At 52.5% G+C, this 24,596-nt stretch carries 27 protein-coding genes; 18 read left to right on the top strand and 9 right to left on the bottom strand.

Annotation, left to right across the window (positions count from 1 at the left end):
• Positions 1–50: 50 nt before the first annotated feature.
• From WC7_RS07585 to queD, 4 genes are all read right to left on the bottom strand, one after another.
• Positions 51–626, bottom strand: a complete 576-nt coding sequence (locus WC7_RS07585) for a glycerol-3-phosphate responsive antiterminator (protein ID WP_016154221.1) — start codon at positions 624–626, stop codon at positions 51–53.
• Between the two features lie 16 nt (positions 627–642).
• Positions 643–903, bottom strand: coding sequence for a ferredoxin family protein (locus tag WC7_RS07590; protein ID WP_016154220.1), 261 nt, complete (start codon positions 901–903; stop codon positions 643–645).
• The gene (locus tag WC7_RS07595) at positions 894–2,165 is read right to left on the bottom strand and encodes an FAD-dependent oxidoreductase (protein ID WP_016154219.1); all 1,272 of its coding nucleotides are present in this window, start codon (positions 2,163–2,165) and stop codon (positions 894–896) included. The genes WC7_RS07590 and WC7_RS07595 overlap by 10 nt, the downstream gene beginning before the upstream one ends.
• Before the next feature lie 81 nt (positions 2,166–2,246).
• On the bottom strand, positions 2,247–2,609 hold the full coding sequence (gene queD, locus WC7_RS07600) for a 6-carboxytetrahydropterin synthase QueD (RefSeq protein WP_016154218.1): 363 nt from the start codon (positions 2,607–2,609) through the stop codon (positions 2,247–2,249).
• A gap of 305 nt (positions 2,610–2,914) precedes the next feature.
• Here queD and cysJ point away from each other — a divergent pair, with 305 nt between their 5' ends.
• From cysJ to cysH, 3 genes are read left to right on the top strand one after another with little or no spacing between them, the layout of a single operon-like run.
• Positions 2,915–4,714, top strand: a complete 1,800-nt coding sequence (gene cysJ, locus WC7_RS07605; RefSeq protein WP_016154217.1) for an NADPH-dependent assimilatory sulfite reductase flavoprotein subunit — start codon at positions 2,915–2,917, stop codon at positions 4,712–4,714.
• Positions 4,714–6,426 (top strand): assimilatory sulfite reductase (NADPH) hemoprotein subunit, encoded by a 1,713-nt coding sequence (gene cysI / locus WC7_RS07610; RefSeq protein WP_016154216.1) that lies wholly within the window; start codon positions 4,714–4,716, stop codon positions 6,424–6,426. Before cysJ ends, cysI begins: the two co-directional genes overlap by 1 nt.
• Positions 6,427–6,441: 15 nt before the next feature.
• Complete coding sequence (cysH, locus tag WC7_RS07615; protein ID WP_016154215.1) at positions 6,442–7,176, top strand: phosphoadenosine phosphosulfate reductase; 735 nt, start codon at positions 6,442–6,444, stop codon at positions 7,174–7,176.
• A gap of 44 nt (positions 7,177–7,220) precedes the next feature.
• Here the strand turns inward: cysH and WC7_RS07620 are convergent, their stop codons facing one another.
• Positions 7,221–8,264, bottom strand: a complete 1,044-nt coding sequence (locus tag WC7_RS07620; protein WP_016154214.1) for an aminopeptidase — start codon at positions 8,262–8,264, stop codon at positions 7,221–7,223.
• A gap of 254 nt (positions 8,265–8,518) precedes the next feature.
• Here WC7_RS07620 and cysD point away from each other — a divergent pair, with 254 nt between their 5' ends.
• The 10 genes from cysD to WC7_RS07670 all read left to right on the top strand — a co-directional run bounded on the left by cysD (position 8,519) and on the right by WC7_RS07670 (position 15,983).
• Positions 8,519–9,427, top strand: a complete 909-nt coding sequence (gene cysD / locus WC7_RS07625; RefSeq protein WP_003034152.1) for a sulfate adenylyltransferase subunit CysD — start codon at positions 8,519–8,521, stop codon at positions 9,425–9,427.
• 9 nt (positions 9,428–9,436) lie between these two features.
• Entirely contained in the window at positions 9,437–10,864 is a 1,428-nt protein-coding gene (cysN, locus tag WC7_RS07630) for a sulfate adenylyltransferase subunit CysN (protein ID WP_016154213.1), read from the top strand.
• Positions 10,864–11,469 (top strand): adenylyl-sulfate kinase, encoded by a 606-nt coding sequence (gene cysC / locus WC7_RS07635; protein WP_016154212.1) that lies wholly within the window; start codon positions 10,864–10,866, stop codon positions 11,467–11,469. The genes cysN and cysC overlap by 1 nt, the downstream gene beginning before the upstream one ends.
• A gap of 47 nt (positions 11,470–11,516) precedes the next feature.
• Positions 11,517–11,840, top strand: coding sequence for a DUF3561 family protein (locus tag WC7_RS07640; RefSeq protein ID WP_016154211.1), 324 nt, complete (start codon positions 11,517–11,519; stop codon positions 11,838–11,840).
• Positions 11,841–12,055: 215 nt separating this feature from the next.
• On the top strand, positions 12,056–12,367 hold the full coding sequence (gene ftsB, locus WC7_RS07645) for a cell division protein FtsB (RefSeq protein WP_003034163.1): 312 nt from the start codon (positions 12,056–12,058) through the stop codon (positions 12,365–12,367).
• Between the two features lie 18 nt (positions 12,368–12,385).
• Positions 12,386–13,096 (top strand): 2-C-methyl-D-erythritol 4-phosphate cytidylyltransferase, encoded by a 711-nt coding sequence (gene ispD, locus WC7_RS07650; RefSeq protein WP_016154210.1) that lies wholly within the window; start codon positions 12,386–12,388, stop codon positions 13,094–13,096.
• Positions 13,096–13,575, top strand: a complete 480-nt coding sequence (ispF, locus tag WC7_RS07655) for a 2-C-methyl-D-erythritol 2,4-cyclodiphosphate synthase (RefSeq protein ID WP_016154209.1) — start codon at positions 13,096–13,098, stop codon at positions 13,573–13,575. The genes ispD and ispF overlap by 1 nt, the downstream gene beginning before the upstream one ends.
• Complete coding sequence (gene truD / locus WC7_RS07660) at positions 13,572–14,621, top strand: tRNA pseudouridine(13) synthase TruD (RefSeq protein ID WP_016154208.1); 1,050 nt, start codon at positions 13,572–13,574, stop codon at positions 14,619–14,621. Before ispF ends, truD begins: the two co-directional genes overlap by 4 nt.
• Positions 14,602–15,363: a 5'/3'-nucleotidase SurE gene (surE, locus tag WC7_RS07665; RefSeq protein WP_016154207.1), complete on the top strand. Its 762-nt coding sequence runs from the start codon at positions 14,602–14,604 to the stop codon at positions 15,361–15,363. The genes truD and surE overlap by 20 nt, the downstream gene beginning before the upstream one ends.
• On the top strand, positions 15,357–15,983 hold the full coding sequence (locus WC7_RS07670) for a protein-L-isoaspartate(D-aspartate) O-methyltransferase (RefSeq protein WP_003034172.1): 627 nt from the start codon (positions 15,357–15,359) through the stop codon (positions 15,981–15,983). The genes surE and WC7_RS07670 overlap by 7 nt, the downstream gene beginning before the upstream one ends.
• 32 nt (positions 15,984–16,015) lie before the next feature.
• On the opposite strand, the gene WC7_RS27165 is transcribed toward WC7_RS07670, so the two are convergent.
• Positions 16,016–16,243, bottom strand: a complete 228-nt coding sequence (locus WC7_RS27165; protein WP_223870215.1) for a hypothetical protein — start codon at positions 16,241–16,243, stop codon at positions 16,016–16,018.
• Between WC7_RS27165 and nlpD the strand changes: the two genes are divergently transcribed.
• Complete coding sequence (gene nlpD, locus WC7_RS07675) at positions 16,146–17,228, top strand: murein hydrolase activator NlpD (RefSeq protein WP_230330220.1); 1,083 nt, start codon at positions 16,146–16,148, stop codon at positions 17,226–17,228. The two genes, WC7_RS27165 and nlpD, sit on opposite strands and share 98 nt — an antisense overlap.
• 62 nt (positions 17,229–17,290) lie before the next feature.
• The gene (gene rpoS, locus WC7_RS07680; RefSeq protein ID WP_000081498.1) at positions 17,291–18,283 is read left to right on the top strand and encodes an RNA polymerase sigma factor RpoS; all 993 of its coding nucleotides are present in this window, start codon (positions 17,291–17,293) and stop codon (positions 18,281–18,283) included.
• A gap of 79 nt (positions 18,284–18,362) precedes the next feature.
• Here rpoS and mutS read toward each other — a convergent pair whose 3' ends face one another.
• Positions 18,363–20,930 (bottom strand): DNA mismatch repair protein MutS, encoded by a 2,568-nt coding sequence (gene mutS, locus WC7_RS07685; RefSeq protein ID WP_016154205.1) that lies wholly within the window; start codon positions 20,928–20,930, stop codon positions 18,363–18,365.
• Between mutS and WC7_RS27350 the strand changes: the two genes are divergently transcribed.
• Positions 20,893–21,000 (top strand): YqaE/Pmp3 family membrane protein, encoded by a 108-nt coding sequence (locus WC7_RS27350; RefSeq protein ID WP_225836897.1) that lies wholly within the window; start codon positions 20,893–20,895, stop codon positions 20,998–21,000. The two genes, mutS and WC7_RS27350, sit on opposite strands and share 38 nt — an antisense overlap.
• 133 nt (positions 21,001–21,133) lie before the next feature.
• Here WC7_RS27350 and WC7_RS07690 read toward each other — a convergent pair whose 3' ends face one another.
• Both WC7_RS07690 and WC7_RS07695 read right to left on the bottom strand, forming a co-directional pair.
• Positions 21,134–21,646, bottom strand: a complete 513-nt coding sequence (locus tag WC7_RS07690; RefSeq protein ID WP_016154204.1) for a hypothetical protein — start codon at positions 21,644–21,646, stop codon at positions 21,134–21,136.
• Positions 21,646–22,431 carry a winged helix-turn-helix domain-containing protein gene (locus tag WC7_RS07695; protein WP_016154203.1) on the bottom strand — a complete coding sequence of 262 codons (786 nt, stop codon included), beginning with the start codon at positions 22,429–22,431 and terminating at the stop codon, positions 21,646–21,648. Before WC7_RS07695 ends, WC7_RS07690 begins: the two co-directional genes overlap by 1 nt.
• 456 nt (positions 22,432–22,887) lie before the next feature.
• Here WC7_RS07695 and WC7_RS07700 point away from each other — a divergent pair, with 456 nt between their 5' ends.
• Both WC7_RS07700 and WC7_RS07705 read left to right on the top strand, forming a co-directional pair.
• A complete protein-coding gene (locus tag WC7_RS07700) occupies positions 22,888–23,490 on the top strand; it encodes a helix-turn-helix domain-containing protein (protein WP_016154202.1) in 603 nt (200 codons plus the stop codon).
• Between the two features lie 228 nt (positions 23,491–23,718).
• Positions 23,719–24,516: an EAL domain-containing protein gene (locus tag WC7_RS07705; protein WP_016154201.1), complete on the top strand. Its 798-nt coding sequence runs from the start codon at positions 23,719–23,721 to the stop codon at positions 24,514–24,516.
• The last annotated feature ends 80 nt before the right edge of the window (positions 24,517–24,596 follow it).

Raw genomic sequence — 24,596 nt, 5'->3', positions numbered from 1 at the left:
TTCAGGGGGAGGCCGGATCAGGTGTTTACACCGCTATCCGGCACCTCGGGTTAATGCAGCTTTTTCGCTAACGTCCAGACATCGGTGTTGGTAGTTGAAAGCGCCGCCACACCGGCTTTCATCGCATTGCGGGCGTCCTCTTCATCGCAAACCAGACCACCGGCAATCAACGGCTGGCGTATTTTTTCCGTCACCCATCCCAGCACTTTCGGCATGCATCCCGGTAGTATCTCAATACAGTCCGGGTTTGACTGTGCGACCTGCTTATCAATGTTGTGAAAGGAGATGGAGTCGACGATAAACAGGCGATGAATACAGAAAAAGCCCTCTGCCCGCGCGGCTTTCAGCATCGACGCTTTGGTACTGATGATGCCGTCGGCCTCGGTGACCAGCTTCAGAAACTGGATCACCACCTCTTTATTAGACGCGCCCTCCAGCAGATCAACGTGGATAAATGCGTATTTACCGGCAGTTTTAATCTTCTTCACGATATGGCTGATGGTGCAGATATTGCCGTACAAAACAGAGATGAACTGGCATTCGGAATCGATGGCTAATTGCAGACTGGCGTTGTCTTTCACCGCGGCAATGACCGGATTCTGGCGGAGCAGGTGTAACAGGGGCATAAATTATCCTATTAAATTATCCAAATCGGTAAGTGATGCCAAAGCCGGACGCGGGGTAGCGCCACTGTTGCAGCGTTTTTTCATCACACAGCAGTCGACAGGTGCCGCACTCCAGGCAGCCGCGAAAGTTGACCCGTAGCTCACCTTCCGCCGTAAGAGAAAACAGTCCGGCGGGGCAGGATGCGATCAGCCGTTGTGCCGTTTCGCTGTCAACAACGGTCGCAGGAACAATATGTGAAATGTCGGCGGGACGCCAGACGTTACGGGCTACAGACATCGTAAGCTCCTGATGATATCGCCTGCCAGATGACGCAGGCCGTGACGACGAAACTGACGCCAGACAATCTGGCGCAGCGGGGCTACCGGGCGGTCGCCCTGATGCCAGATTTCATGGGAAATAGCCTCCATCAGCATGGGCCATTGACGATACCATCCGGGGCGCTGGAGCAACGCCGGAACATCCCGGTAACGTTGCAGAACGTCCCACAGCAGGCTGTGCTGGATGTCGTGGTGATAAGCCGGAAACAGATTTTGCGGCTCGCGTTTCCGGCAGGCGTTAATCAATGTTTGCGCCGCCGCCTGAGCGCCAATGAGCGCCATATCCATGCCGCGAACGGAGAAACCGGTATTCACACAGCTGCGCAGGGCATCGCCCACCAGCAGCCAGCCTTCTCCGGCGTACTGTACGGGCAGGCTGTGCAGGCCGCCTTCTGGTACCAGATGTGCGCCATATTCCAGCGTTTCGCTGCCTCTGAGCAGCGGATGTAATGCCGGATGCGTCTTGAGCCGCTCCAGCAGTTCAGCCGCCGGGACATCGCTTTGTGCCAAAGAGGAGAGCGGACAAACCACGCCCAGAGAGAGCGTCTCCTGATTGGTATAGAGAAACGCGCCGCCGGGAAGTTCGCCACAAATATTGCCACTGAACAGCATTGCCGCGCCTTCGTCATTGGATAAGCGGAAACGTTCCTCAAGTAACGATTTATCCAGCGCCAAAGTCTCTTTAATGCCTAATGCCATTGCGGTTGTCGAGGGACGCGGCAGGAATCCGTAGCGCTCGGCCAGTACGCTGTTTGCCCCTTCCGCCAGTACCACATAACGGGCGTGCAGCGTCTCGTTATCGGCAATAACGCCGCAGACTCTGCCCTCTTCGATATGGAGCGCCTCGACCGTCACACCGCTGATAAACTGTACGCCTTCGGCCTCGGCCTGGGCGACAAACCACGGGTCGAAGCGGGCGCGCAGCAGGCTCCATGAGTCTCCATCCGGTTGCAGGCTGGAGTACGTCGTTGCGCCATCGCGAGTTAACAGCGAGAGATTTTCCTGGGTAATTCGGCGTTCAAGTGGGGCTGAATGTTGGAAGTGGGGAAGAAGTTCACCGAGCGCGTGAGTATACAGACGCCCGCCTGAAAGGTTTTTACTGCCGGGAAGCTCGCCGCGTTCAATAAGCAAAACTGACAGTCCTGCTCGCACGCAGCGTAAAGCACAAGCGGTGCCCGCTATCCCTGCACCGATAATAATAATATCGAAATCGTCAGACATGTTGTGCTCCAGATATCCAGAGCACATAACCCTAACAGAGTGTTAGTTAAGGAAAATTGACCGTCGCCACAGACGATACAATCATTCCCCGCGATACACGCAGCCTGCTGTGCAGGTCTCTTTCACCATTACGGCACTCAGCAGAGGGACAACCGGTTTTACCTGATCCCAAATCCATTTGGCCAGAACTTCACTGGTTGGGTTTTCTAAGCCAGGAATATCGTTCAGATAGTAGTGATCGAGTCTGTTGTAAGTTGGCTTAAACGCGGCTTTTAACTCAGAAAAATCCATGATCCAACCGGTATGCGGATCGACTTCACCGGTAATTTCAAGACGCACCATAAATGAGTGACCATGCAGGCGGCCACACTTATGCCCTTCCGGTACATGCGGCAGGCGGTGAGCGGCTTCGAAGGTGAAATCTTTAAACAAGGTGGTGGACATTTTTTACTCTCAAGAATGCGAAAAACCGCCGTAGGGTACCGTAAAGAGCGAATTTTATCATTAGTTAAAAGGGCGCTGAGTATCAGAACGACCTATTCATGATGGTAATATTTAATAATTATTGATATATCATATGGTTATCCAATCTGTTTTGCTGTTAATAACTATAACTAAAACAGGTTAGTTCATTTGGTTATTTGTTATTTCTATCCCTTCTTTAATTGTTACTATCCCCGCCGTTAACCTTATCTTCAGTTTGGGTTTTATTGCTGAAATCCGCTTTGCTTACTGGAACATGACAACGCATGACGACACAGGCCCCACCTTCCGCTCTGCTACCGCTAAACCCGGAGCAACTGGCACGCCTTCAGGCGGCCACGACCGATTTCACTCCCGCACAGCTTGCGTGGGTTTCTGGCTATTTTTGGGGCGTGCTGAATCAGCAGCCAGGCAGCAATGCGGCGACTCCTGCGCCTGCTGCTGAAATGCCTGGCATTACGCTTATCTCCGCCTCGCAAACCGGTAATGCGCGTCGTGTGGCGGAAGCCCTGCGCGATGATCTGATCGCTGCAAAGCTCAACGTCACTCTCACCAATGCTGGCGACTATAAATTCAAACAAATCGCCAATGAGAAATTGCTGATCGTAGTGGCGTCGACGCAAGGGGAAGGTGAACCGGCGGAAGAAGCCGTAGCGTTGCATAAATTCCTGTTCTCGAAAAAAGCGCCGAAGCTTGATAACACCGCTTTTGCCGTGTTTGGTCTTGGTGACACTTCTTACGAGTTTTTCTGTCAGTCAGGAAAAGACTTCGATGCAAAACTGGCTGAGCTGGGCGGTGAACGCTTGCTTGACCGCGTGGATGCCGACGTCGAATACCAGGGCGCGGCAGCCGAATGGCGTGCCCGTCTGGTTGATGTCCTGAAAGCGCGTGCGCCTGCGGCATCGTCTGTGCAAGTTGCTGCGAGCGGTGCGGTAAATGAAGTACACACCAGCCCGTACACCAAAGAAGCGCCGCTGACGGCGTCGCTTGCGGTGAATCAGAAAATCACTGGTCGCGACTCGGAAAAAGATGTGCGCCATATTGAAATCGATCTCGGCGATTCCGGCCTGCGCTACCAGCCGGGCGATGCCTTAGGAGTCTGGTATCAGAACGATCCTGAGCTGGTCAAAGAGCTGGTTGAATTGCTGTGGCTGAAAGGAGATGAGCCGGTCACGGTTGACGGCAAAACCCTGTCGCTCACCGAAGCGCTGCAGTGGCATTTCGAGCTGACGGTTAACACCGGCAATATCGTCGAGAACTACGCCACTTTAACCCGTAGCGACTCTCTGCTGCCGCTGGTGGGCGACAAAGCGCAATTGCAGCATTACGCCGCAACCACGCCAATCGTCGATATGGTGCGTTTCTCCCCAGCGCAACTGGACGCCCAAACCTTGGTTGATCTTCTGCGCCCGCTGACGCCGCGTTTGTATTCTATTGCCTCTTCCCTGGCGGAAGTGGAAAGCGAAGTGCACGTCACCGTGGGCGTGGTGCGTTATGACATTGAAGGTCGTGCCCGTGCTGGTGGCGCGTCCAGTTTCCTCGCCGATCGCGTGGAAGAAGAGGGCGAAGTGCGCGTGTTCATCGAACACAACGATAACTTCCGCCTGCCGGCTAACCCGCAGACACCGGTGATTATGATTGGACCAGGCACGGGGATTGCGCCGTTCCGTGCATTTATGCAGCAGCGTGCGGCTGACGGAGCCGAAGGCAAAAACTGGCTGTTTTTTGGCAATCCACACTTTACCGAAGATTTCCTGTACCAGGTGGAATGGCAGCGTTACGTCAAAGAGGGCGTACTGAGCCGCATCGATCTCGCCTGGTCGCGCGATCAAAAAGAAAAAGTCTACGTACAAGATAAACTGCGCCAACAAGGTGCGGAACTGTGGCGCTGGATAAACGACGGTGCCCACATTTATGTCTGCGGCGACGCCAATCGCATGGCGAAAGACGTTGAGCAGGCTTTGTTGGAAGTGATTGCCGAATTCGGTTCTATGGATATCGAAGCGGCGGATGAATTTTTAAGTGAGCTGCGCATTGAGCGCCGTTATCAGCGAGATGTCTACTAATGAGCGAAAAATACCCAGGACCATTGGTGGTCGAAGGCAAGCTGTCCGACGCTGAGCGTATGAAGCTGGAAAGCAACTATCTGCGCGGTACGATTGCCGAAGATTTAAACGACGGCCTGACCGGCGGCTTCAAAGGCGACAACTTCCTGCTGATCCGTTTTCACGGAATGTACCAACAGGATGACCGCGATATCCGCGCCGAACGAGCCGAGCAAAAGCTGGAGCCGCGTCACGCGATGCTGCTGCGCTGCCGTCTGCCGGGTGGGGTGATCACCACCAAACAGTGGCAGGCGATCGACACGTTCGCCCATGACAACACGATTTACGGCAGCATTCGTCTGACCAACCGTCAGACCTTCCAGTTTCACGGCATTCTGAAGAAGAACGTTAAGCCGGTACACCAGATGCTGCATTCGGTCGGGCTGGACGCGCTGGCGACCGCCAACGACATGAACCGTAACGTTCTGTGTACCTCTAACCCGTACGAGTCCGAGCTGCACGCCCAAGCCTATGAATGGGCGAAGAAGATCTCCGAACATCTGCTGCCGCGTACTCGCGCCTATGCAGAAATTTGGCTGGATCAGGAGAAGGTAGCGACCACCGACGAAGAGCCGATCCTCGGTCAAACCTATCTGCCGCGTAAGTTTAAAACCACGGTCGTAATCCCGCCGCAGAACGACATCGATCTGCACGCTAACGATATGAACTTCGTGGCGATTGCCGAAAACGGCAAGCTGGTGGGCTTTAACCTGCTGGTCGGCGGTGGTTTGTCGATTGAGCACGGCAATAAGAAAACCTACGCCCGCACCGCGAGCGAGTTCGGCTATCTGCCGCTGGAGCACACCCTGGCGGTAGCAGAAGCTGTGGTGACAACGCAGCGCGACTGGGGTAACCGTACCGATCGTAAAAACGCCAAAACCAAATACACGCTTGAACGCGTTGGTATCGACACGTTCAAAGAGGAAGTGGAGCGTCGTGCTGGTATTAAATTTGAGCCGATCCGCCCGTACGAGTTCACCGGTCGCGGCGATCGTATTGGTTGGGTAAAAGGGATCGACAATAACTGGCACCTGACGCTGTTTATTGAAAACGGCCGTATCCTGGATTATCCGGGCCGTCCGCTGAAAACCGGCCTGCTGGAGATCGCGAAGATCCACAAAGGGGATTTCCGCATCACCGCCAACCAGAACCTGATCATTGCTGGTGTGCCGGAAAGCCAAAAAGCGAAGATCGAGAAGCTGGCGCGCGATCACGGATTGATGAATGCGGTGAAGCCGCAGCGTGAAAACTCGATGGCCTGCGTGTCGTTCCCGACCTGTCCGCTGGCGATGGCGGAAGCCGAACGTTTTCTGCCATCGTTCACTGATAAAGTGGAAGCTATTCTCGAAAAACACGGCATTCCTGACGAGCATATCGTGATGCGCGTAACAGGTTGCCCGAACGGCTGCGGCCGCGCGATGCTGGCGGAACTGGGCCTGGTGGGTAAAGCGCCCGGGCGCTACAACGTACACCTTGGCGGTAACCGCATGGGCACGCGCATTCCGCGTATGTATCGCGAAAATATTACGGAATCGGAAATTCTCGACTCCGTTGACGAACTGGTTGGGCGCTGGGCGAAAGAGCGCGAAGCGGGTGAAGGCTTCGGTGATTTTACGGTGCGTGCGGGCATCATTCGCCCGGTGCTCGATCCCGCCCGGGATTTCTGGGAGTAACCACGAGAGGTAATTATGTCCGTACTCGATCTAAACGCCCTTAATGACCTGCCAAAAGTCGACCGCATTCTGGCGGTGGCGGAAACCAACGCACAGCTCGAAAAGCTGGACGCCGAAGGGCGCGTGGCGTGGGCGCTGGAAAACCTGCCTGGTGAATACGTGCTCTCATCGAGCTTTGGTATCCAGGCGGCAGTAAGCCTGCACCTGGTGAATCAGGTTCACCCGGATATCCCGGTGATCCTCACCGATACCGGCTATTTGTTCCCGGAAACCTACCAGTTTATTGATGAGTTAACGGACAAACTCAAGCTTAATCTGCAAGTCTACCGGGCGAAGGAGAGCGCGGCCTGGCAGGAAGCGCGCTACGGCAAACTGTGGGAGCAGGGCGTTGAAGGCATTGAGAAATACAATGAGATCAACAAAGTCGAGCCGATGAACCGCGCGCTTAAAAAACTCAATGCGCAAACCTGGTTTGCCGGTCTGCGCCGCGAACAGTCGGGCAGTCGGGCGCATTTGCCGGTGCTGGCTATCCAGCGCGGCGTGTTTAAAGTGCTGCCGATCATCGACTGGGACAACCGTACCGTTTACCAGTATCTGCAAAAGCACGGCCTGAAATACCATCCACTGTGGGATCAGGGCTATCTGTCAGTTGGTGATACCCATACCACCCGCAAATGGGAGCCGGGTATGGCGGAAGAAGAGACGCGGTTCTTCGGATTGAAGCGCGAGTGCGGATTGCACGAAGGGTAAAAGATAAAAGCCCGGTAATGATTACATATTACCGGGCTTCTTCGTCAGGATTTACCCGCCTTTGCCAGTTCTTTCACCAGCGGGAGCATAATGCGTACCACGTCGCGGCTACGGTGCTCTATTCTGCCCGGTAAGGCTTTATCGATATGCTGCTGGTTATCCAGTCGCACATCGTGCCAGCTGTTGCCTGCCGGGAACGAGGCGCTTTTGGCGCGCTGTTGATAGCCATCTTTCTTGCCCAGACTCCAGTTGGTTGCTTCAACGGAGAGCACGGCAATGCCTGCGTTGTCGAAGACCTCTGCGTCGTTACAACATCCAGTACCTTTCGGATAGTTTTTGTTCTGTCCTGGATTGGTGCTGGCTACGATACCGCGGCTGTGCGCGATGGCCAGCGCCCGGTCGCGCGTCAATTTTCGCACCGCTTCCGGGGTTTTCTTACCGCTATTGAAATAGAGCTTATCGCCGACGATCAGGTTATCGAGGTTGATAACCAGCAGCGTATTTTTCTTCTCGGCGGCGCTCATTCGCTTCAGGATGTTCTCCGCGCCCAGTTTGCCTTCTTCCTCGCCGCTGGTGGCGATAAATCGAATGCCGTACTGCGTCGGCACGTCTTTGAGTTTTTCCGCCAGTTCCAGCATCACACCAAGTCCTGCGGCGTTGTCATCAATACCTTGCAGGGTCAATCCACCCAGATTGGCATCGGAATCAGCGTCGCTCTGTGCGGCGTAGGTGTCGAGGTGCGCCATGATAATAATCTGCTGTGGCGCTTTACCCTCATGTGCAGCAATAACGGTACTTCCCGTGACGTTATGCCAGTTTTTACGGTTATTTTTGGCGGTATAAACATAACGGCTATTAAACGTTCGAATATCACTGCTGTAGCCCATCTGCTGAAATTGCTGGCGAATATAATCAGCAGACAACATTTCTGCCGGAGAGCCCGTTACGCGGCCTGGGAAAAACGTTGCGATATATCGAGCCTGGGTATTTGCGATATCTCCAGGTTTGGAAGATGTTGCCTGTGCGGGAAGGATAAAGCACGCGCCGAGCGCCAGGATTGCAAGAAGGGGGCGCGTTGCGGAAAACATAATGAGTCCTTAAATACCAAGCAGAAATTTTTAGCCGCTAGTATGAAACCGTGATCGAGGTAAAACAATTTCATTTGCTCCTAAATGCCCTAAATTCGGTAGCTTAAGCACTTTTTGATATTTGCTTTTCCGGATCGTTATTCCTTTGAGGAACTACTCATTCCAATTCGTAATTTCATTCGCCCTCTTGCCCTCCCTATAGTCAGGTTATCTGAGCATCGTTAGCAAAATAACGGCATTACATAGGAACGGTTATGGATCAAAAACGACTTACCCACCTGCGGCAACTGGAAGCGGAAAGCATCCATATTATTCGTGAGGTGGCCGCCGAGTTTTCGAATCCGGTGATGATGTATTCCATCGGCAAAGATTCCAGCGTAATGCTGCATCTGGCGCGTAAAGCGTTTTATCCTGGCACGTTGCCGTTCCCTCTGCTGCACGTTGATACTGGCTGGAAATTCAGCGAGATGTACGAGTTTCGTGACCGTACGGCGAAAGCCTACGGTTGTGAACTGCTGGTGCATAAAAACCCGGAAGGGGTGGCGATGGGCATCAACCCGTTTGTTCACGGTAGTGCCAAGCATACCGATATTATGAAAACCGAAGGGTTGAAGCAGGCGTTGAACAAATACGGTTTCGACGCCGCGTTCGGTGGCGCTCGCCGTGACGAAGAGAAATCGCGTGCCAAGGAGCGCATTTATTCTTTCCGCGATCGTTTTCATCGCTGGGACCCTAAAAATCAGCGTCCGGAACTGTGGCATAACTACAACGGACAGATTAACAAAGGCGAAAGCATTCGCGTATTCCCGCTCTCCAACTGGACTGAACAGGATATCTGGCAGTACATCTGGCTGGAAAATATCGACATCGTGCCGCTGTACCTGGCGGCGGAGCGTCCGGTGCTGGAACGCGACGGCATGCTGATGATGATTGATGACGACAGAATCGATCTGCAACCGGGCGAAGTGATTAAAAAACGCATGGTGCGTTTCCGTACGCTCGGCTGCTGGCCGTTAACAGGCGCGGTGGAGTCGAATGCGCAGACGCTGCCTGAAATCATCGAAGAGATGCTGGTCTCAACCACCAGTGAACGTCAGGGCCGCGTGATTGACCGCGACCAGGCGGGCTCCATGGAGCTGAAGAAACGTCAGGGGTATTTCTAAGGAGCCGCCATGAACACGACACTTGCACAACAAATTGCTAATGAAGGCGGCGTTGAAGCCTGGATGGTCGCCCAGCAACACAAAAGCCTGCTGCGTTTTTTAACCTGCGGTAGCGTGGATGACGGGAAAAGCACCCTGATTGGTCGCCTGCTGCACGACACGCGTCAGATTTATGAAGACCAGCTTTCATCGCTGCACAACGACAGTAAACGTCACGGTACTCAGGGCGAAAAGCTCGATCTGGCGTTATTGGTTGACGGCTTGCAAGCCGAGCGCGAGCAGGGCATCACCATCGACGTGGCTTACCGTTATTTCTCTACCGAGAAGCGTAAATTTATTATTGCGGATACTCCCGGCCATGAGCAGTACACTCGCAACATGGCGACCGGTGCGTCGACCTGCGACCTGGCGATCCTGCTGATCGATGCGCGTAAAGGCGTGCTGGATCAGACCCGTCGTCACAGCTTTATCTCCACGCTACTTGGGATCAAACACCTGGTGGTGGCGATCAACAAAATGGATCTGGTGAACTTTAGCGAAGAGACATTTAACCGCATTCGCGAAGACTATCTTACTTTTGCTGAACAGTTGCCGGGCAACCTGGATATCCGGTTTGTGCCGCTCTCTGCGCTGGAAGGCGACAACGTGGCTTCACAAAGCGCCAGCATGTCGTGGTACAGCGGTCCGACGCTACTGGAAGTACTGGAAACCGTTGAGATCCAACGCATAGTTGATACTCAGCCGATGCGCTTCCCGGTGCAATATGTGAACCGACCGAATCTGGATTTTCGTGGTTATGCCGGGACGCTGGCCTCCGGTAGTGTGAAGGTAGGGCAACGCGTCAAAGTGCTGCCATCCGGCGTTGAGTCGAGCGTGGCGCGGATCGTAACCTTTGATGGCGATTTACAGGAAGCACATGCGGGTGAAGCGATCACCCTGGTATTGAAAGATGAGATCGATATCAGCCGGGGCGACCTGCTGCTTGATGCCGGTGAAGCGTTACCTGCGGTACAAAGCGCTGCCGTTGATGTGGTGTGGATGGCGGAACAACCGTTGTCGCCTGGACAGAGCTACGACATCAAAGTCGCCGGTAAGAAGACCCGCGCACGCGTTGATAACGTGCAGTACCAGATTGATATTAATAACCTGACCCAACGTGATGTTGAAGCGTTGCCGCTAAACGGCATCGGTCTGGTTAATCTGACTTTTGATGAGCCGCTGGTGCTGGATACCTATCAGCAGAATCCGGTTACGGGCGGGCTGATTATCATTGACCGCCTGACCAACGTTACCGTTGGCGCGGGGCTGGTACGTGAGCCAATCGTCCAGGAGCACACCGCGGCTTCTCAGTTCAGCGCGTTTGAGCTGGAGCTTAATGCGTTAGTGCGTCGCCATTTCCCGCACTGGGGCGCGCGCGATCTGCTGGGAGGAAAATAATGGCGCTGCATGACGAAAACGTCGTCTGGCATGCCCATCCTGTTACACCGCAACAGCGGGAACAACGCCACGGTCATCGTGGTGTTGTGCTGTGGTTTACCGGGCTGTCTGGTTCCGGTAAATCCACGGTAGCAGGAGCGCTGGAAGAGGCGTTGCACAAGCTGGGAGTGAGTACCTATTTGTTGGATGGCGATAACGTGCGCCACGGCCTGTGCAGCGATCTTGGGTTTAGCGATGCCGATCGTAAGGAGAATATTCGTCGGGTTGGCGAGGTGGCTAACCTGATGGTGGATGCGGGTCTTGTGGTGTTGACCGCCTTTATCTCTCCACATCGCGCCGAACGCAAAATGGTCCGTGAACGCGTTGGTGAAGGGCGTTTTATTGAGGTTTTTGTCGACACGCCGCTGGCAACGTGCGAATTACGCGATCCAAAAGGGCTGTATAAAAAAGCGCGGGCGGGTGAGTTGCGTAATTTCACCGGAATTGATTCGGTATACGAAGCGCCTGAATCGCCAGAGATTCACCTTGATGGTGAACAATTGGTAACAAATTTGGTACCCCAATTATTAGACCTGCTGAAGCAGGAAGATATTATCAGATCCTGAGACACCCGAGCTTGTATGCCCGGTCAGTCACGGTCACAGGATTAGATATGCGTAACAGCCATAACATTACTATTACAGAGTCAGATACCTTCGCCGCCGACGATGAGACCACCTGGTCACTACCGGGTGCCGTGGTCGGTTTTATCGCGTGGCTGTTGGCGCTGGGGATTCCGTTTCTGATTTATGGCCCTAACACACTCTTTTTCTTCATTTATACCTGGCCCTTTTTCCTCGCATTGCTGCCCGTGGCGATTGTCGCGGGTATTGCGCTGCATTCCCTATTGAAGGGGCTGTTGCTGCTGAGCATTACCTGCACCCTGCTGGTGGTTGGGGCGATGTTTGGCGCGCTATTTCTGTGGTTGTTGGGTTAGGCAAACGCCTTTTTTTAACAATCGCTGATGTTGTTCACTCTCTGGTCATAATTCAAACCGTAACCAACAATGAGATTATGTTCTCCTTACACGGGGTATACGTAACAACGGGCAAATGTGGTACATTTGCCCGCGTTGTCGCGGCATTCCCGACCGTTGATGTAAAGTTGTCTGCGGAAGTTATGGGATGTTAATGCCGTTTTTCAGGGGGCAGGATGGGTAAACTAACGCTGCTGTTGCTGGCTTTATTGGTCTGGCTGCAGTATTCGCTGTGGTTCGGTAAGAACGGCATACATGACTATAGTCGCGTCAACGATGATGTTGCTGCGCAGCAAGCTACGAACGCGAAACTTAAAGCACGTAACGATCAGCTCTTTGCCGAAATTGACGATCTCAATGGTGGACAAGAGGCTATTGAGGAGCGCGCGCGCAACGAACTCAGCATGACTAAGCCGGGCGAAACCTTTTATCGTCTGGTGCCTGACGCGTCTAAACGCGCTCAGACTGCAGGGCAAAACAATCGATAAACCGTCCAGGGATTTAACATGGCAGCCACTTTATTGGACGTTTGCGCCGTGGTGCCGGCTGCCGGGTTTGGCCGCCGAATGCAAACAGAGTGTCCTAAGCAGTACCTCTCTATTGGCAATAAAACCATTCTTGAACACTCGGTTGATGCGCTGCTGGCTCATCCCCGGGTGACGCGAGTCGTTATCGCTATCAGCCCAGGCGACAGCCGCTTTGCCCAACTTCCACTCGCCGCGCATCCGCAAATTACCGTAGTGGATGGCGGCAACGAGCGTGCCGATTCTGTCCTTGCCGGTTTGCAAGCCGCAGGTGAGGCCAGTTGGGTACTGGTGCATGACGCCGCGCGTCCGTGTCTGCACCAGGATGATTTAGCCCGTTTACTGGCAATCAGTGAGACCAGCCGCACCGGCGGGATCCTGGCGGCACCAGTACGCGACACGATGAAGCGTGCGGAGCCGGGCCGAACAGACATTGCCCATACGGTCGATCGCACCGATTTATGGCACGCGTTGACGCCGCAGTTTTTCCCTCGCGAGCTGTTGCACGACTGCCTGACCCGTGCGCTCCACGAAGGCGCAACCATTACGGATGAGGCCTCGGCGCTGGAATATTGCGGCTTACACCCTCAGCTCGTTGAAGGACGGGCTGATAATATTAAAGTAACGCGTCCAGAGGATTTGGCGTTGGCCGAATTTTATCTGACCCGGACTACCCACCAGGAGAAGACATAATGCGAATTGGACACGGTTTCGACGTACACGCTTTTGGCGGAGAAGGCCCAATTATCATTGGTGGTGTGCGCATCCCGTATGAAAAAGGATTGCTGGCGCATTCTGATGGCGATGTGGCGTTACACGCGCTAACCGATGCTCTGCTGGGCGCGGCTGCGCTGGGGGATATCGGTAAACTCTTCCCTGACACCGACCCGACCTTTAAAGGTGCCGATAGTCGTGAATTATTGCGAGAAGCCTGGCGGCGTATTCAGGCCAAAGGCTATACGCTTGGTAATGTGGATGTGACAATTATTGCTCAGGCGCCGAAGATGCTGCCGCACATTCCGCAAATGCGCGTGTTTATTGCCGAAGATCTCGGCTGCCATATGGATGATGTTAACGTGAAAGCGACCACCACGGAAAAACTCGGTTTTACCGGGCGTGGGGAAGGGATTGCCTGTGAAGCGGTGGCGTTACTCATTAAGGCACCGAAATGACTGTGTTTGACGATCTGACGTATCTCCATGGCAAACCACTGGGCCATGGCGTCCTGAAAGCGAATCCGGAAGACTTTGTTGTCGTCGAAGATTTAGGCTTCGAACCGGATGGCGAAGGCGAGCATGTTTTGGTGCGCATCCTGAAAAACGGTTGTAACACCCGTTTTGTGGCTGACGCGCTGGCGAAATTCCTGAAAATTCACGCCCGTGAAGTGAGCTTTGCCGGGCAGAAAGATAAGCATGCGGTCACGGAACAGTGGCTGTGCGCGCGTGTACCGGGCAATGCAATGCCTGATCTAAGCAAATTTGAGCTCGAAGGCTGTAAAGTTCTGGAGTACGCGCGCCACAAGCGTAAGCTGCGTTTAGGGGCGCTGAAAGGCAACGAATTTACGCTGGTGTTGCGTGAAGTGAGCGAGCGAAATGACGTTGAAGCGCGTTTGCAGGCGATTAGCGAACGCGGCGTACCGAACTATTTTGGCGCTCAGCGTTTTGGTATCGGCGGTAGCAACCTGCAAGGGGCGCTGCGCTGGGCACAAAGCGATGCGCCGGTGCGCGATCGCAATAAACGCAGTTTTTGGTTGTCGGCGGCCCGTAGCGCGTTGTTTAATCAGATAGTCAGTGAACGCTTGAAAAAAACAGACTTTAATCAAGTTGTTGACGGCGATGCGCTACAATTATCCGGACGTGGAAGCTGGTTTGTCGCCACACAGGAAGAACACACTGAATTACAGCGTCGCGTCGATGAGAAAGAATTGATGATCACAGCGGCATTACCGGGCAGCGGTGAGTGGGGAACTCAGCGCGACGCACTGGCGTTTGAAAAAGCCGCTGTTGCTGATGAAACCGCGCTGCAGTCTCTGTTATTGCGCGAGAAAGTCGACGCGTCGCGTCGCGCTATGTTGCTGTATCCACAACAATTAAGCTGGAACTGGTGGGATGACGTAACCGTCGAGTTACGCTTCTGGCTACCGGCAGGTAGCTTCGCCACCAGTGTTGTAAGGGAACTTATTAACACAATGGGTGATTATGCGTATATTGCTGAGTAACGATGATGGGGTCCACGCACCCGGTATACAAACGCTGGCGAAAGCGCTGCGTGAGTTTGCTGACGTACAGGTGGTTGCCCCGGATCGTAACCGCAGTGGCGCGTCTAACTCGCTGACGCTGGAATCCTCACTTCGCACCTTTACCTATGATAACGGCGATATCGCCGTACAAATGGGTACGCCCACCGACTGCGTCTATCTGGGCGTGAACGCATTAATGCGTCCGCGTCCGGACATTGTCGTTTCTGGTATTAATGCGGGTCCTAATCTGGGTGATGATGTTATCTATTCCGGTACCGTTGCGGCGGCAATGGAAGGTCGTCATCTGGGGTTCCCGGCGCTGGCTGTTTCACTCGATGGCCATAAACACTACGATACTGCTGCCGCAGTAACCTGTCGTATCTTACGGGCGCTGAGTCGTGAACCGCTGCGCACCGGTCGCATTTTGAATATCAACGTGCCGGATTTACCGCTGGATCAAATTAAAGGTATTCGCGTCACGCGCTGCGGCAGTCGCCATCCGGCGGATCAGGTTATTCCACAGCAGGACCCACGCGGTAATACGCTGTACTGGATCGGGCCACCGGGTGAAAAGTGCGACGCCGGACCGGATACGGATTTTGCCGCCGTCGATGAAGGCTATGTTTCTATCACGCCGCTGCACGTCGATTTAACCGCATACGGCGCGCATGAAGTGGTTTCTGACTGGTTAGACAGCGTGGGAGTCGACACGCAATGGTAAGCAGACGCGTACACACTCTTCTTGAACAATTACGTGCGCAGGGCATCAGAGATGAGCTTGTCCTCGATGCGCTCGCCGCCGTGCCGCGTGAAAAATTCATTGATGAGGCGTTTGAACATAAGGCCTGGGACAATATTGCCCTGCCGATTGGTCAGGGGCAGACGATTTCGCAGCCCTATATGGTTGCGCGAATGACCGAACTGCTTGAGCTAACGCCGCAGTCTCGTGTGCTGGAAATTGGCACTGGCTCTGGCTACCAGACGGCGATTCTGGCGCACCTGGTGCATCATGTGTGCTCCGTTGAGCGCATTAAAGGTTTGCAATGGCAGGCGCGTCGCCGCCTGAAGCAGCTTGATTTACATAATGTTTCGACCCGTCATGGTGATGGATGGCAAGGCTGGCAGGCGCGAGCTCCGTTTGACGCTATCATTGTAACGGCAGCGCCGCCCGAGATCCCGACCGCATTGATGATGCAACTGGATGAGGGCGGCATTCTCGTCTTACCCGTGGGCGATGAGCACCAGTTTCTGAAGCGGGTGCGTCGTCGGGGAGGCGAATTTATTATCGATACCGTGGAGGCCGTACGTTTCGTTCCCTTAGTGAAAGGGGAGCTTGCGTAGATAGCGCTGCTGAATACCTGGAGTTTTCCTGGTTATTCTCGAAAGAGTAAGCGTATTGTGACGGGGCCTTGCACGGTGATTACGTCACTGGTTTTAACCAATTTTCCTGGGGGATAAATGAGCGCGGGAAGCCACAAATTTACCGTTCGCCGCATTGCGGCATTGTCACTGGTTTCACTATGGCTGGCAGGTTGTTCAAACACCTCGAATCCACCAGCGCCGGTCAGCTCGGTTAACGGTAGTGCATCAACGAACACCAGTTCTGGCATGCTGATTACGCCTCCACCCAAAATGGGCTCGACGTCGACCGTACAGCAGACGCCACAGATCCAGTCGGTGCAGCAACCAACTACACAGCCAACGCAAATCCAGCCTGTTGCTCAACAGCCTGTGCAGATGGAAAACGGTCGTATTGTATACAATCGTAAGTATGGGAATATTCCGAAAGGTAGCTACACGGGCGGGAGTACCTATACTGTTAAGAAAGGCGATACCCTTTTCTATATTGCCTGGATCACCGGGAACGATTTCCGTGACCTCGCACAACGCAATAACGTTCCGGCCCCGTATGGCCTGAATGTCGGTCAAACTCTGCAAGTGGGCAACGCGTCTGGTGCACCGATTACCGGTGGCAATGCCATCACCCAGGCGGATGCAGCACAGCAAGGAGTTGTGACCAACCCTGCACAAAATTCCACCGTTGCTGTTGCTTCGAAACCAACAATTACGTATTCTGAGGATTCAGGTGAACAAAGTGCTAACAAAATGTTGCCGAACAACAAGCCTGCTGGGACTGTGGTCACAGCGCCTGTAACGGCTCCAGCAGTTAGCACAACCGAATCAACTGCAAGCTCAACGTCGACTAGCTCGCCAATCTCTACCTGGCGCTGGCCGACTGACGGCAAAGTTATCGAAAACTTTGCGGCTACCGAAGGTGGCAATAAAGGGATCGACATTGCAGGCAGCAAAGGACAGGCTATTGTCGCGACCGCAGATGGACGCGTCGTCTATGCCGGTAATGCGCTGCGTGGTTACGGTAATCTTATTATCATCAAACATAACGATGATTACCTGAGCGCCTACGCCCATAACGATACAATGCTGGTCCGGGAACAACAAGAAATCAAGGCGGGGCAGAAAATAGCTACCATGGGTAGCACCGGAACCAGTTCAACACGCTTGCATTTTGAAATTCGTTACAAGGGGAAATCCGTAAACCCGCTGCGCTATTTACCGCAGCGATAATTAGGCGGAACCAGGCTTTCACGTGCTAGTTCCGTTAGGGATCACGGGTAGGAGCCACCTTTATGAGTCAGAATACGCTGAAAGTTCATGATTTAAATGAAGATGCGGAATTTGATGAGAACGGAGTAGAGGCTTTTGATGAAAAAGCCTTGAGTGAAGAGGAACCCAGTGATAACGACCTGGCTGAAGAAGAGCTGTTATCGCAGGGGGCCACACAGCGTGTGTTGGACGCGACTCAGCTTTACCTTGGTGAGATTGGTTATTCACCACTGTTAACAGCCGAAGAAGAAGTTTATTTTGCGCGTCGCGCACTGCGTGGAGATGTCGCATCTCGCCGTCGCATGATTGAAAGTAACCTGCGTCTGGTGGTGAAAATTGCTCGTCGTTATGGCAATCGTGGTCTGGCATTGCTGGACCTGATTGAAGAGGGCAATTTAGGGCTTATCCGTGCCGTCGAGAAGTTTGACCCGGAACGTGGGTTCCGCTTCTCAACATACGCAACCTGGTGGATCCGCCAGACGATCGAACGGGCGATTATGAACCAAACCCGTACGATCCGACTGCCGATTCACATTGTAAAAGAGCTGAACGTCTATCTGCGTACCGCGCGTGAGTTGTCGCATAAACTGGACCACGAACCGAGTGCAGAAGAGATTGCTGAACAACTGGATAAACCGGTTGATGACGTCAGCCGTATGCTCCGACTCAACGAGCGTATTACCTCGGTAGACACCCCGCTGGGTGGCGATTCCGAAAAAGCGTTGCTGGATATTCTGGCCGATGAAAAGGAAAACGGTCCGGAAGACACCACGCAAGACGATGATATGAAACAGAGCATCGTCAAATGGCTGTTCGAACTGAACGCCAAACAGCGTGAAGTGCTGGCACGTCGTTTTGGTCTGCTGGGGTACGAAGCTGCGACACTGGAAGATGTGGGCCGTGAAATTGGTCTCACTCGTGAACGTGTTCGCCAGATTCAGGTTGAAGGTCTGCGTCGTCTGCGTGAAATTCTGCAGACTCAGGGACTGAATATCGAAGCGCTTTTCCGCGAGTAAGCACAAGTTCTATCAAGAAAGGCCAGTCTCATTGAGACTGGCCTTTTTCTTTAGGGCTAACGCTATCGGGCTCTTTTAACTACACCAGACTTTTCAACCGGTAGATCCACTCCAGCGCCTGGCGAGGCGTTAGCGAATCCGGGTCGAGGTTTTCCAGCGCATCAACGGCGGGTGACGTTTCTTCCGGTACTGACAGCAGCGACATCTGCGTACCGTCGACCTGGGTTGCGGCAACATTTGGCGCGATGCTTTCCAGTTCGCGCAGTTTTTGCCGCGCGCGTTTGATCACCTCTTTCGGTACGCCAGCCAGGGCAGCGACTGCCAGACCATAGCTCTTGCTCGCCGCGCCATCCTGCACGCTGTGCATGAAGGCGATGGTATCGCCGTGCTCTAACGCATCCAGATGCACATTAGCGACGCCCTCCATCTTCTCCGGTAACTGCGTCAGTTCGAAGTAGTGGGTCGCAAATAAAGTTAATGCTTTGATTTTATTCGCCAGATTTTCTGCGCATGCCCATGCCAGCGACAGGCCGTCGTAGGTGGAGGTGCCGCGTCCAATCTCATCCATCAGCACCAGACTGTTCTCGGTGGCGTTATGCAGAATGTTGGCGGTTTCGGTCATTTCTACCATGAAGGTGGAACGACCTGATGCCAGATCATCCGCCGCGCCTACGCGGGTAAAGATACGATCGATAGGCCCGATCTCGACTTTCTGTGCCGGAACGTAGCTACCGATATAGGCCAGTAGCGCAATCAACGCAGTCTGGCGCATATAGGTACTTTTACCCCCCATGTTTGGGCCGGTGATGATCAGCATCCGTCGCTGAGGCGAGAGGTTAAGCGGGTTGGCGATAAACGGCTCGGTCAGCACCTGTTCAACCACCGGATGACGTCCCTCGGTAATACGAATGCCGGGTTTATCGGTGAAGATCGGACAGGTGTAATTCAGGGTATAAGCACGCTCCGCGAGGTTGACCAGCACGTCCAACTCCGCCAGCGCGCTGGCGCTCTGTTGCAAATCAGCCAGGTGTGGCAGCAGCATGTCGAACAGTTCGTCATACAGCTGTTTTTCCAGCGCCAGCGCTTTGCCTTTTGAGGTCAGAACTTTGTCTTCGTACTCTTTCAGTTCCGGAATAATGTAGCGTTCGGCGTTTTTCAATGTCTGGCGGCGTACGTAGTTAATTGGCGCCAGATGACTTTGCCCACGGCTGATCTGAATGTAGTAGCCGTGCACGGCGTTAAATCCTACTTTCAGCGTGTCCAGACCGGTGCGTTCGCGTTCGCGGATTTCCAGTCTGTCGAGGTAGTCCGTGGCGCCATCAGCCAGCGCTCGCCACTCATCAAGCTCTTCATTGTAGCCTGGGGCAATGACGCCGCCGTCACGTACGAGCACCGGCGGAGCTTCCACGACGGCACGTTCCAACAGTTCACGCAGCTCAGTAAACTCACCCATTTTCTCGCGCAGCATCTGCACGGGGGCACTGTCTACGTTTTCCAGTTGTGCGCGCAGTTCGGGTAATTGCTGGAAGGCATGACGCATACGGGCCAGATCGCGCGGGCGCGCAGTACGCAGGGCCAGACGCGCCAGAATACGTTCCAGATCGCCTACCTGGCGCAGCACGGGTTGTAATTCGCTGGTGGTATCCTGCAGCGCGCCGATGGTCTGTTGGCGCTCGATGAGGATTTTGGTGTCGCGGACCGGCATATGCAGCCAGCGCTTGAGCATACGGCTACCCATCGGTGTCACGGTGCAGTCGAGTACTGAAGCCAGCGTGTTTTCCACCCCGCCCGCCAGGTTCTGGGTGATTTCCAGATTGCGGCGTGTGGCGGCGTCCATAATGATGCTGTCCTGCTGACGCTCCATGGTGATGGAACGAATATGCGGCAGCGAGGTGCGCTGGGTATCTTTTACGTATTGCAGCAGACAGCCGGCAGCGCATAATCCGCGTGGGGCGTTTTCCACGCCAAAGCCAATCAGATCCCGCGTGCCGAACTGCAGATTTAACTGCTGACGGGCGGTATCAATTTCAAATTCCCACAGCGGACGACGACGCAGGCCGCGACGTCCTTCTATCAGCGAGGTTTCGGCAAAATCCTCGGCATACAGCAATTCAGCAGGGTTGGTGCGCTGCAATTCCGCGGCCATGGTTTCGCGGTCAGCGGGTTCACTGACACGAAAACGCCCGGAGCTGATATCCAGCGTAGCGTAGCCGTACCCTTTACTGTCTTGCCAGATGGCGGCCAGCAGGTTGTCCTGGCGTTCCTGCAACAACGCTTCATCACTGATGGTGCCTGGTGTGACAATACGTACCACTTTGCGCTCAACCGGGCCTTTGCTGGTCGCCGGATCGCCAATCTGTTCACAAATAGCAACGGACTCACCCTGATTGACCAGCTTAGCGAGGTAGTTTTCTACCGCATGATGAGGAATGCCTGCCATCGGGATTGGCTCGCCCGCAGATGCGCCGCGTTTGGTCAGGGAGATATCAAGCAGCTGAGACGCGCGTTTCGCATCGTCATAAAACAGTTCGTAAAAGTCGCCCATGCGGTAAAACAGCAGTATTTCCGGGTGCTGAGCCTTCAGCTTGAGATACTGCTGCATCATCGGCGTGTGGTTCGTGAAGTCCGTATCAAGTGACTCTTTCATATCGTTTTTGCTCTTTTTAATCTTTTGGGTACCTGGGTCGTCTCATGCGAGCCCCTGGAAACTCACATAAACCCACAAATTTGTCATTCGAAAGCCGCCTGAAGGGCAGTAACGACGAGCTTTGTCTCGGTCATAATGGCCTATCTTATCACCGACAATGACTGAGATTCATCCGTAGGTTTTACCGCCAGAACGCTTATTGATTATTCATTTTCCGGCAACGCATAATTCTGGCAGTACAGATAGGGGATCCCCTCTTTGGTAATCAAATACGTCTCTCTATTCAGCGCAAAAAAATCGACGTTGGATACGCTGGTGTTGGTCAGGAAGAAGTCGGGGAGGAGTTCCTGAATGAGACTGGCGGGTGCTGTTTCGCGATTGGAGATTTGGATTTTCTGCGAAATCCAAACCGGGCTTGAGCCGTAGCTGGATTGTGTAAAAAGTACCATGCGTTGCACGGTCTGCTCATTATTTTCGGCATCTTTGATAATGCCATCAATATTCACAATACCTTTGCTGCCGCCGGTTTTGATATCAATGATCCCTCGGAATGAGCTTGTATTGCGTACAATCTCGATGGCAGACCGACAGGTCAGATTATGTAACTGACCATTGTTTTTACTGTACCGGTAGACGGCGGTAACAATTAGCGCAGCAAAACAAAGCAGCAGGATAATACCTGTCTGGATGCGGGGCGTTCGGGAATAAAAATTCATTAGCTATCATACCGTGGGTAATAAACCGACTGACAGGCGTTTTCCTGCCTGTTTTTCATCGGTGAGCGACATACAAGCACGGATAATTTTTTGGATTCAGGGTAGGTGGTGATATAGATAAATTTATGGCTCTGACACAGCCCAGGATTTTTGTTGATAAATGCCGTATGTCGGGAGAAATTACTGGCATCATTATTAAAATAATACTGACAGTCAGTAGGGGGTTTGTCTGCGGTGATATAGCCGGAGAAATAGTTATCACTGGTTTGCCACGGATACATTATAAGCACACAAATTATCAGGGTAATAGCAAGTATTACCATTTCAGCAGTGGTGATCAAAGGTTGGCGCGCTGTGTCATCTGACCGTTCTTCTATGGCGACATCCGGCACTAAGGGTTCTGCTGTAAAAGATACGCTCTCCTCCGGAGTTCCAATCACCTGAATATTGAACTCTTCCTGGATGATCAGCCCTTTGCGGGGGATCGTGGTGATAAGCGGTTGCTCCAGTTCCAGCTGTAGCAAACTTTTGCGCAAAGAGAGAATGCTTTGATAAAAGGCGTTGAAGCTCACCTGGCGGTGATTTTTACCCCAGCCGAATTCCAGTAGTTCGTTTTGGGAAACCACTTGCCCGCGATGTTGAATAAGTAATAAAAGACATAATGACGCCGAGAGTTTGAGTTTTATCCGCTGATTGGGTTGATCTATCCGCGCCAGAGATTGTGTAGCTGGCGTAAATATTATTATTTTTTCAATCAGATAACTGACATTGCCAGTCTCAGACATGATGTTTCTACTCTTGCTGGTGCGCCAGGCGGTTGGCGAGTCATGATACCACTTAGTCCATAAAGACCACCAGTATGGACCCGACCCTGCAGCGAGAACCGCGAAGTGTTTCAATTTAGTATCATAATATAACAACAATGATAACTTTTTAATGAAAATAAAATATATATAAATCAATGTATTGTATCTTTTTGGCTACATTGCAAAGAACAGAAAGATGAAATAACAACGACAAAGATGATTGCCATTAATTCTTTATGGACAGCGTCATATACTGCCTGGCGCCACCACGCGAAAACAGCATGAGTCTGAACGCGTCAACGGCACCAGGGAATGCCGGTGGTAGATGTAGATGGGAATAAATGTCAGCTTGCTGGTGAGCTGACATTTATTTTTCGTGTTGAGTAAAAATCCACCCTCGTTTTGACAAAGCCATAATTTGCGGTAGAGAGTCCCATGTTCCAGAAAGATATTGAAAATGCTGTAGTGCTTGTTGGTGATGAAATGAAAAAGTCAGATAATGCCTGGCTGTCCTTACGCAAAAAACGCCAGCGTATTGATCTGAAGAGTGATGGGAATATCTTGTTTCTGGAGAAAGGGGCCGTCTCTGTTCATCGTGTGGAAAATGATTTAGTGATGGTAAGTATTTCTGCGCCGGCCATCCTCGGCTTGCCGCAAATGCGTACGGAAGTTGCCGGACACTATTTACGTTGTGATACCGATTGTGAAATGTGGGCGATGAGTGCACCCAATGCCGAACTTTTGTTCACTGCTAAGAATCTTTGGAAACATGCATTTGATATTTTAACGCTACATCTGCAACGCTATTTTCAGCGAGAAAAATTGCAATCGCATCGCACTATCCGTGAATTGATTATTGAACACCTGAAATATATTTGGTCGATGGAGCCTGAGATGCGTGAAAACACATCTGTGTATACATTCATTCTCGCTCGAAATCATATCTCACGCAGTGCTATCCACAAAGTATTGCAGGAGTTAGTGAGTGACGGAAAAATAATTATGAAGCGAGGGAAACTCTCTTTTTTTGTATGTTAAAGTAAACATTAAAAGCATCTGACGTGTTTTTTTGCACTCAACTGGAATGATAATGCAAAAACTGGGTTTGTGATTTTTGTTGATTATCAGTATGTTGGTTTTTGTCTTTTTCTTCACCGCTGATGCCAGCTACGCGGAATGTCCATTTTTATCTATAAATTAGTATTTATTTATTAATTTGATATGAATATGATGTTCCCTCCAATAATAACAAAAGTCATATCGCCAATGACCAACGGCAGGCCGGAAAACCTTGAGGCACAGCATAGCCGACTGTTTGGCAACCCTACTACCGATACAACGGATGTTCGCGCTGCACTGCAAAACGCGTTGGATCACAATACCTTTGTCCTGCTGGCCCAGCCTATCGTCAGTACTCGTGGTGATGAATCCTATCATGAGATATTGATCCGCATGCTCAATGAGCACGGGGAATTTCTTTCCCCTGACCATTTTCTGTCGGTTGCACGCGACACAGGGTTAGCACCCGATATCGATCTTTGGGTTATTGAGAACACCCTGAAGTACATGCGCTACCATCCGCTGAGTTGTTTTTCCATTAACCTGGCGCCAGTGACGCTATGTCGTTCAGGTATCGTTGCAAAGATAACTGCGTTGTTGCAGGAATATGTGGTGATACCGCAACAGATTATTTTTGAGATAACCGAGGCTGATACCCTGTCAGATAAAGAACACACGGCAGATACACTACGCTTACTACGTCAATTGGGATGCCGAATCGCGATTGATGACTTCGGTGCCGGGTTTGCAAGCTATGAACGCCTGATGAACATTGAAGCAGATATTTTGAAGATTGATGGGTCTTTCGTTCGTGGGATTATAAAATGTGAGGTTAGTCGCTATATCATCGAATCTTTCTGCCGGGTTGCGGCAATGAAAGGTATGCAGGTTGTCGCCGAGTTTGTTGAAAGTGCCGAAATCCAGATGCACCTGGAACACATGAATGTCGGGTGGTTACAGGGATACCACATTGGCAAGCCACAACCGTTGTTCACGTTAGAGTAATCTATAATCCGTTTATTTAAACGTATCATCACGATGCTGTAATCTGCCGATAATATAACCTCCTGGCGGAGGCTATATTA

Source organism: Citrobacter sp. KTE151, assembly GCF_000398845.1.
In the GTDB taxonomy this organism is placed as follows: domain Bacteria; phylum Pseudomonadota; class Gammaproteobacteria; order Enterobacterales; family Enterobacteriaceae; genus Citrobacter; species Citrobacter braakii.
Note: the sequence above shows the minus strand (reverse complement) of the source record. Positions and strands in the feature narration are given on the sequence as shown.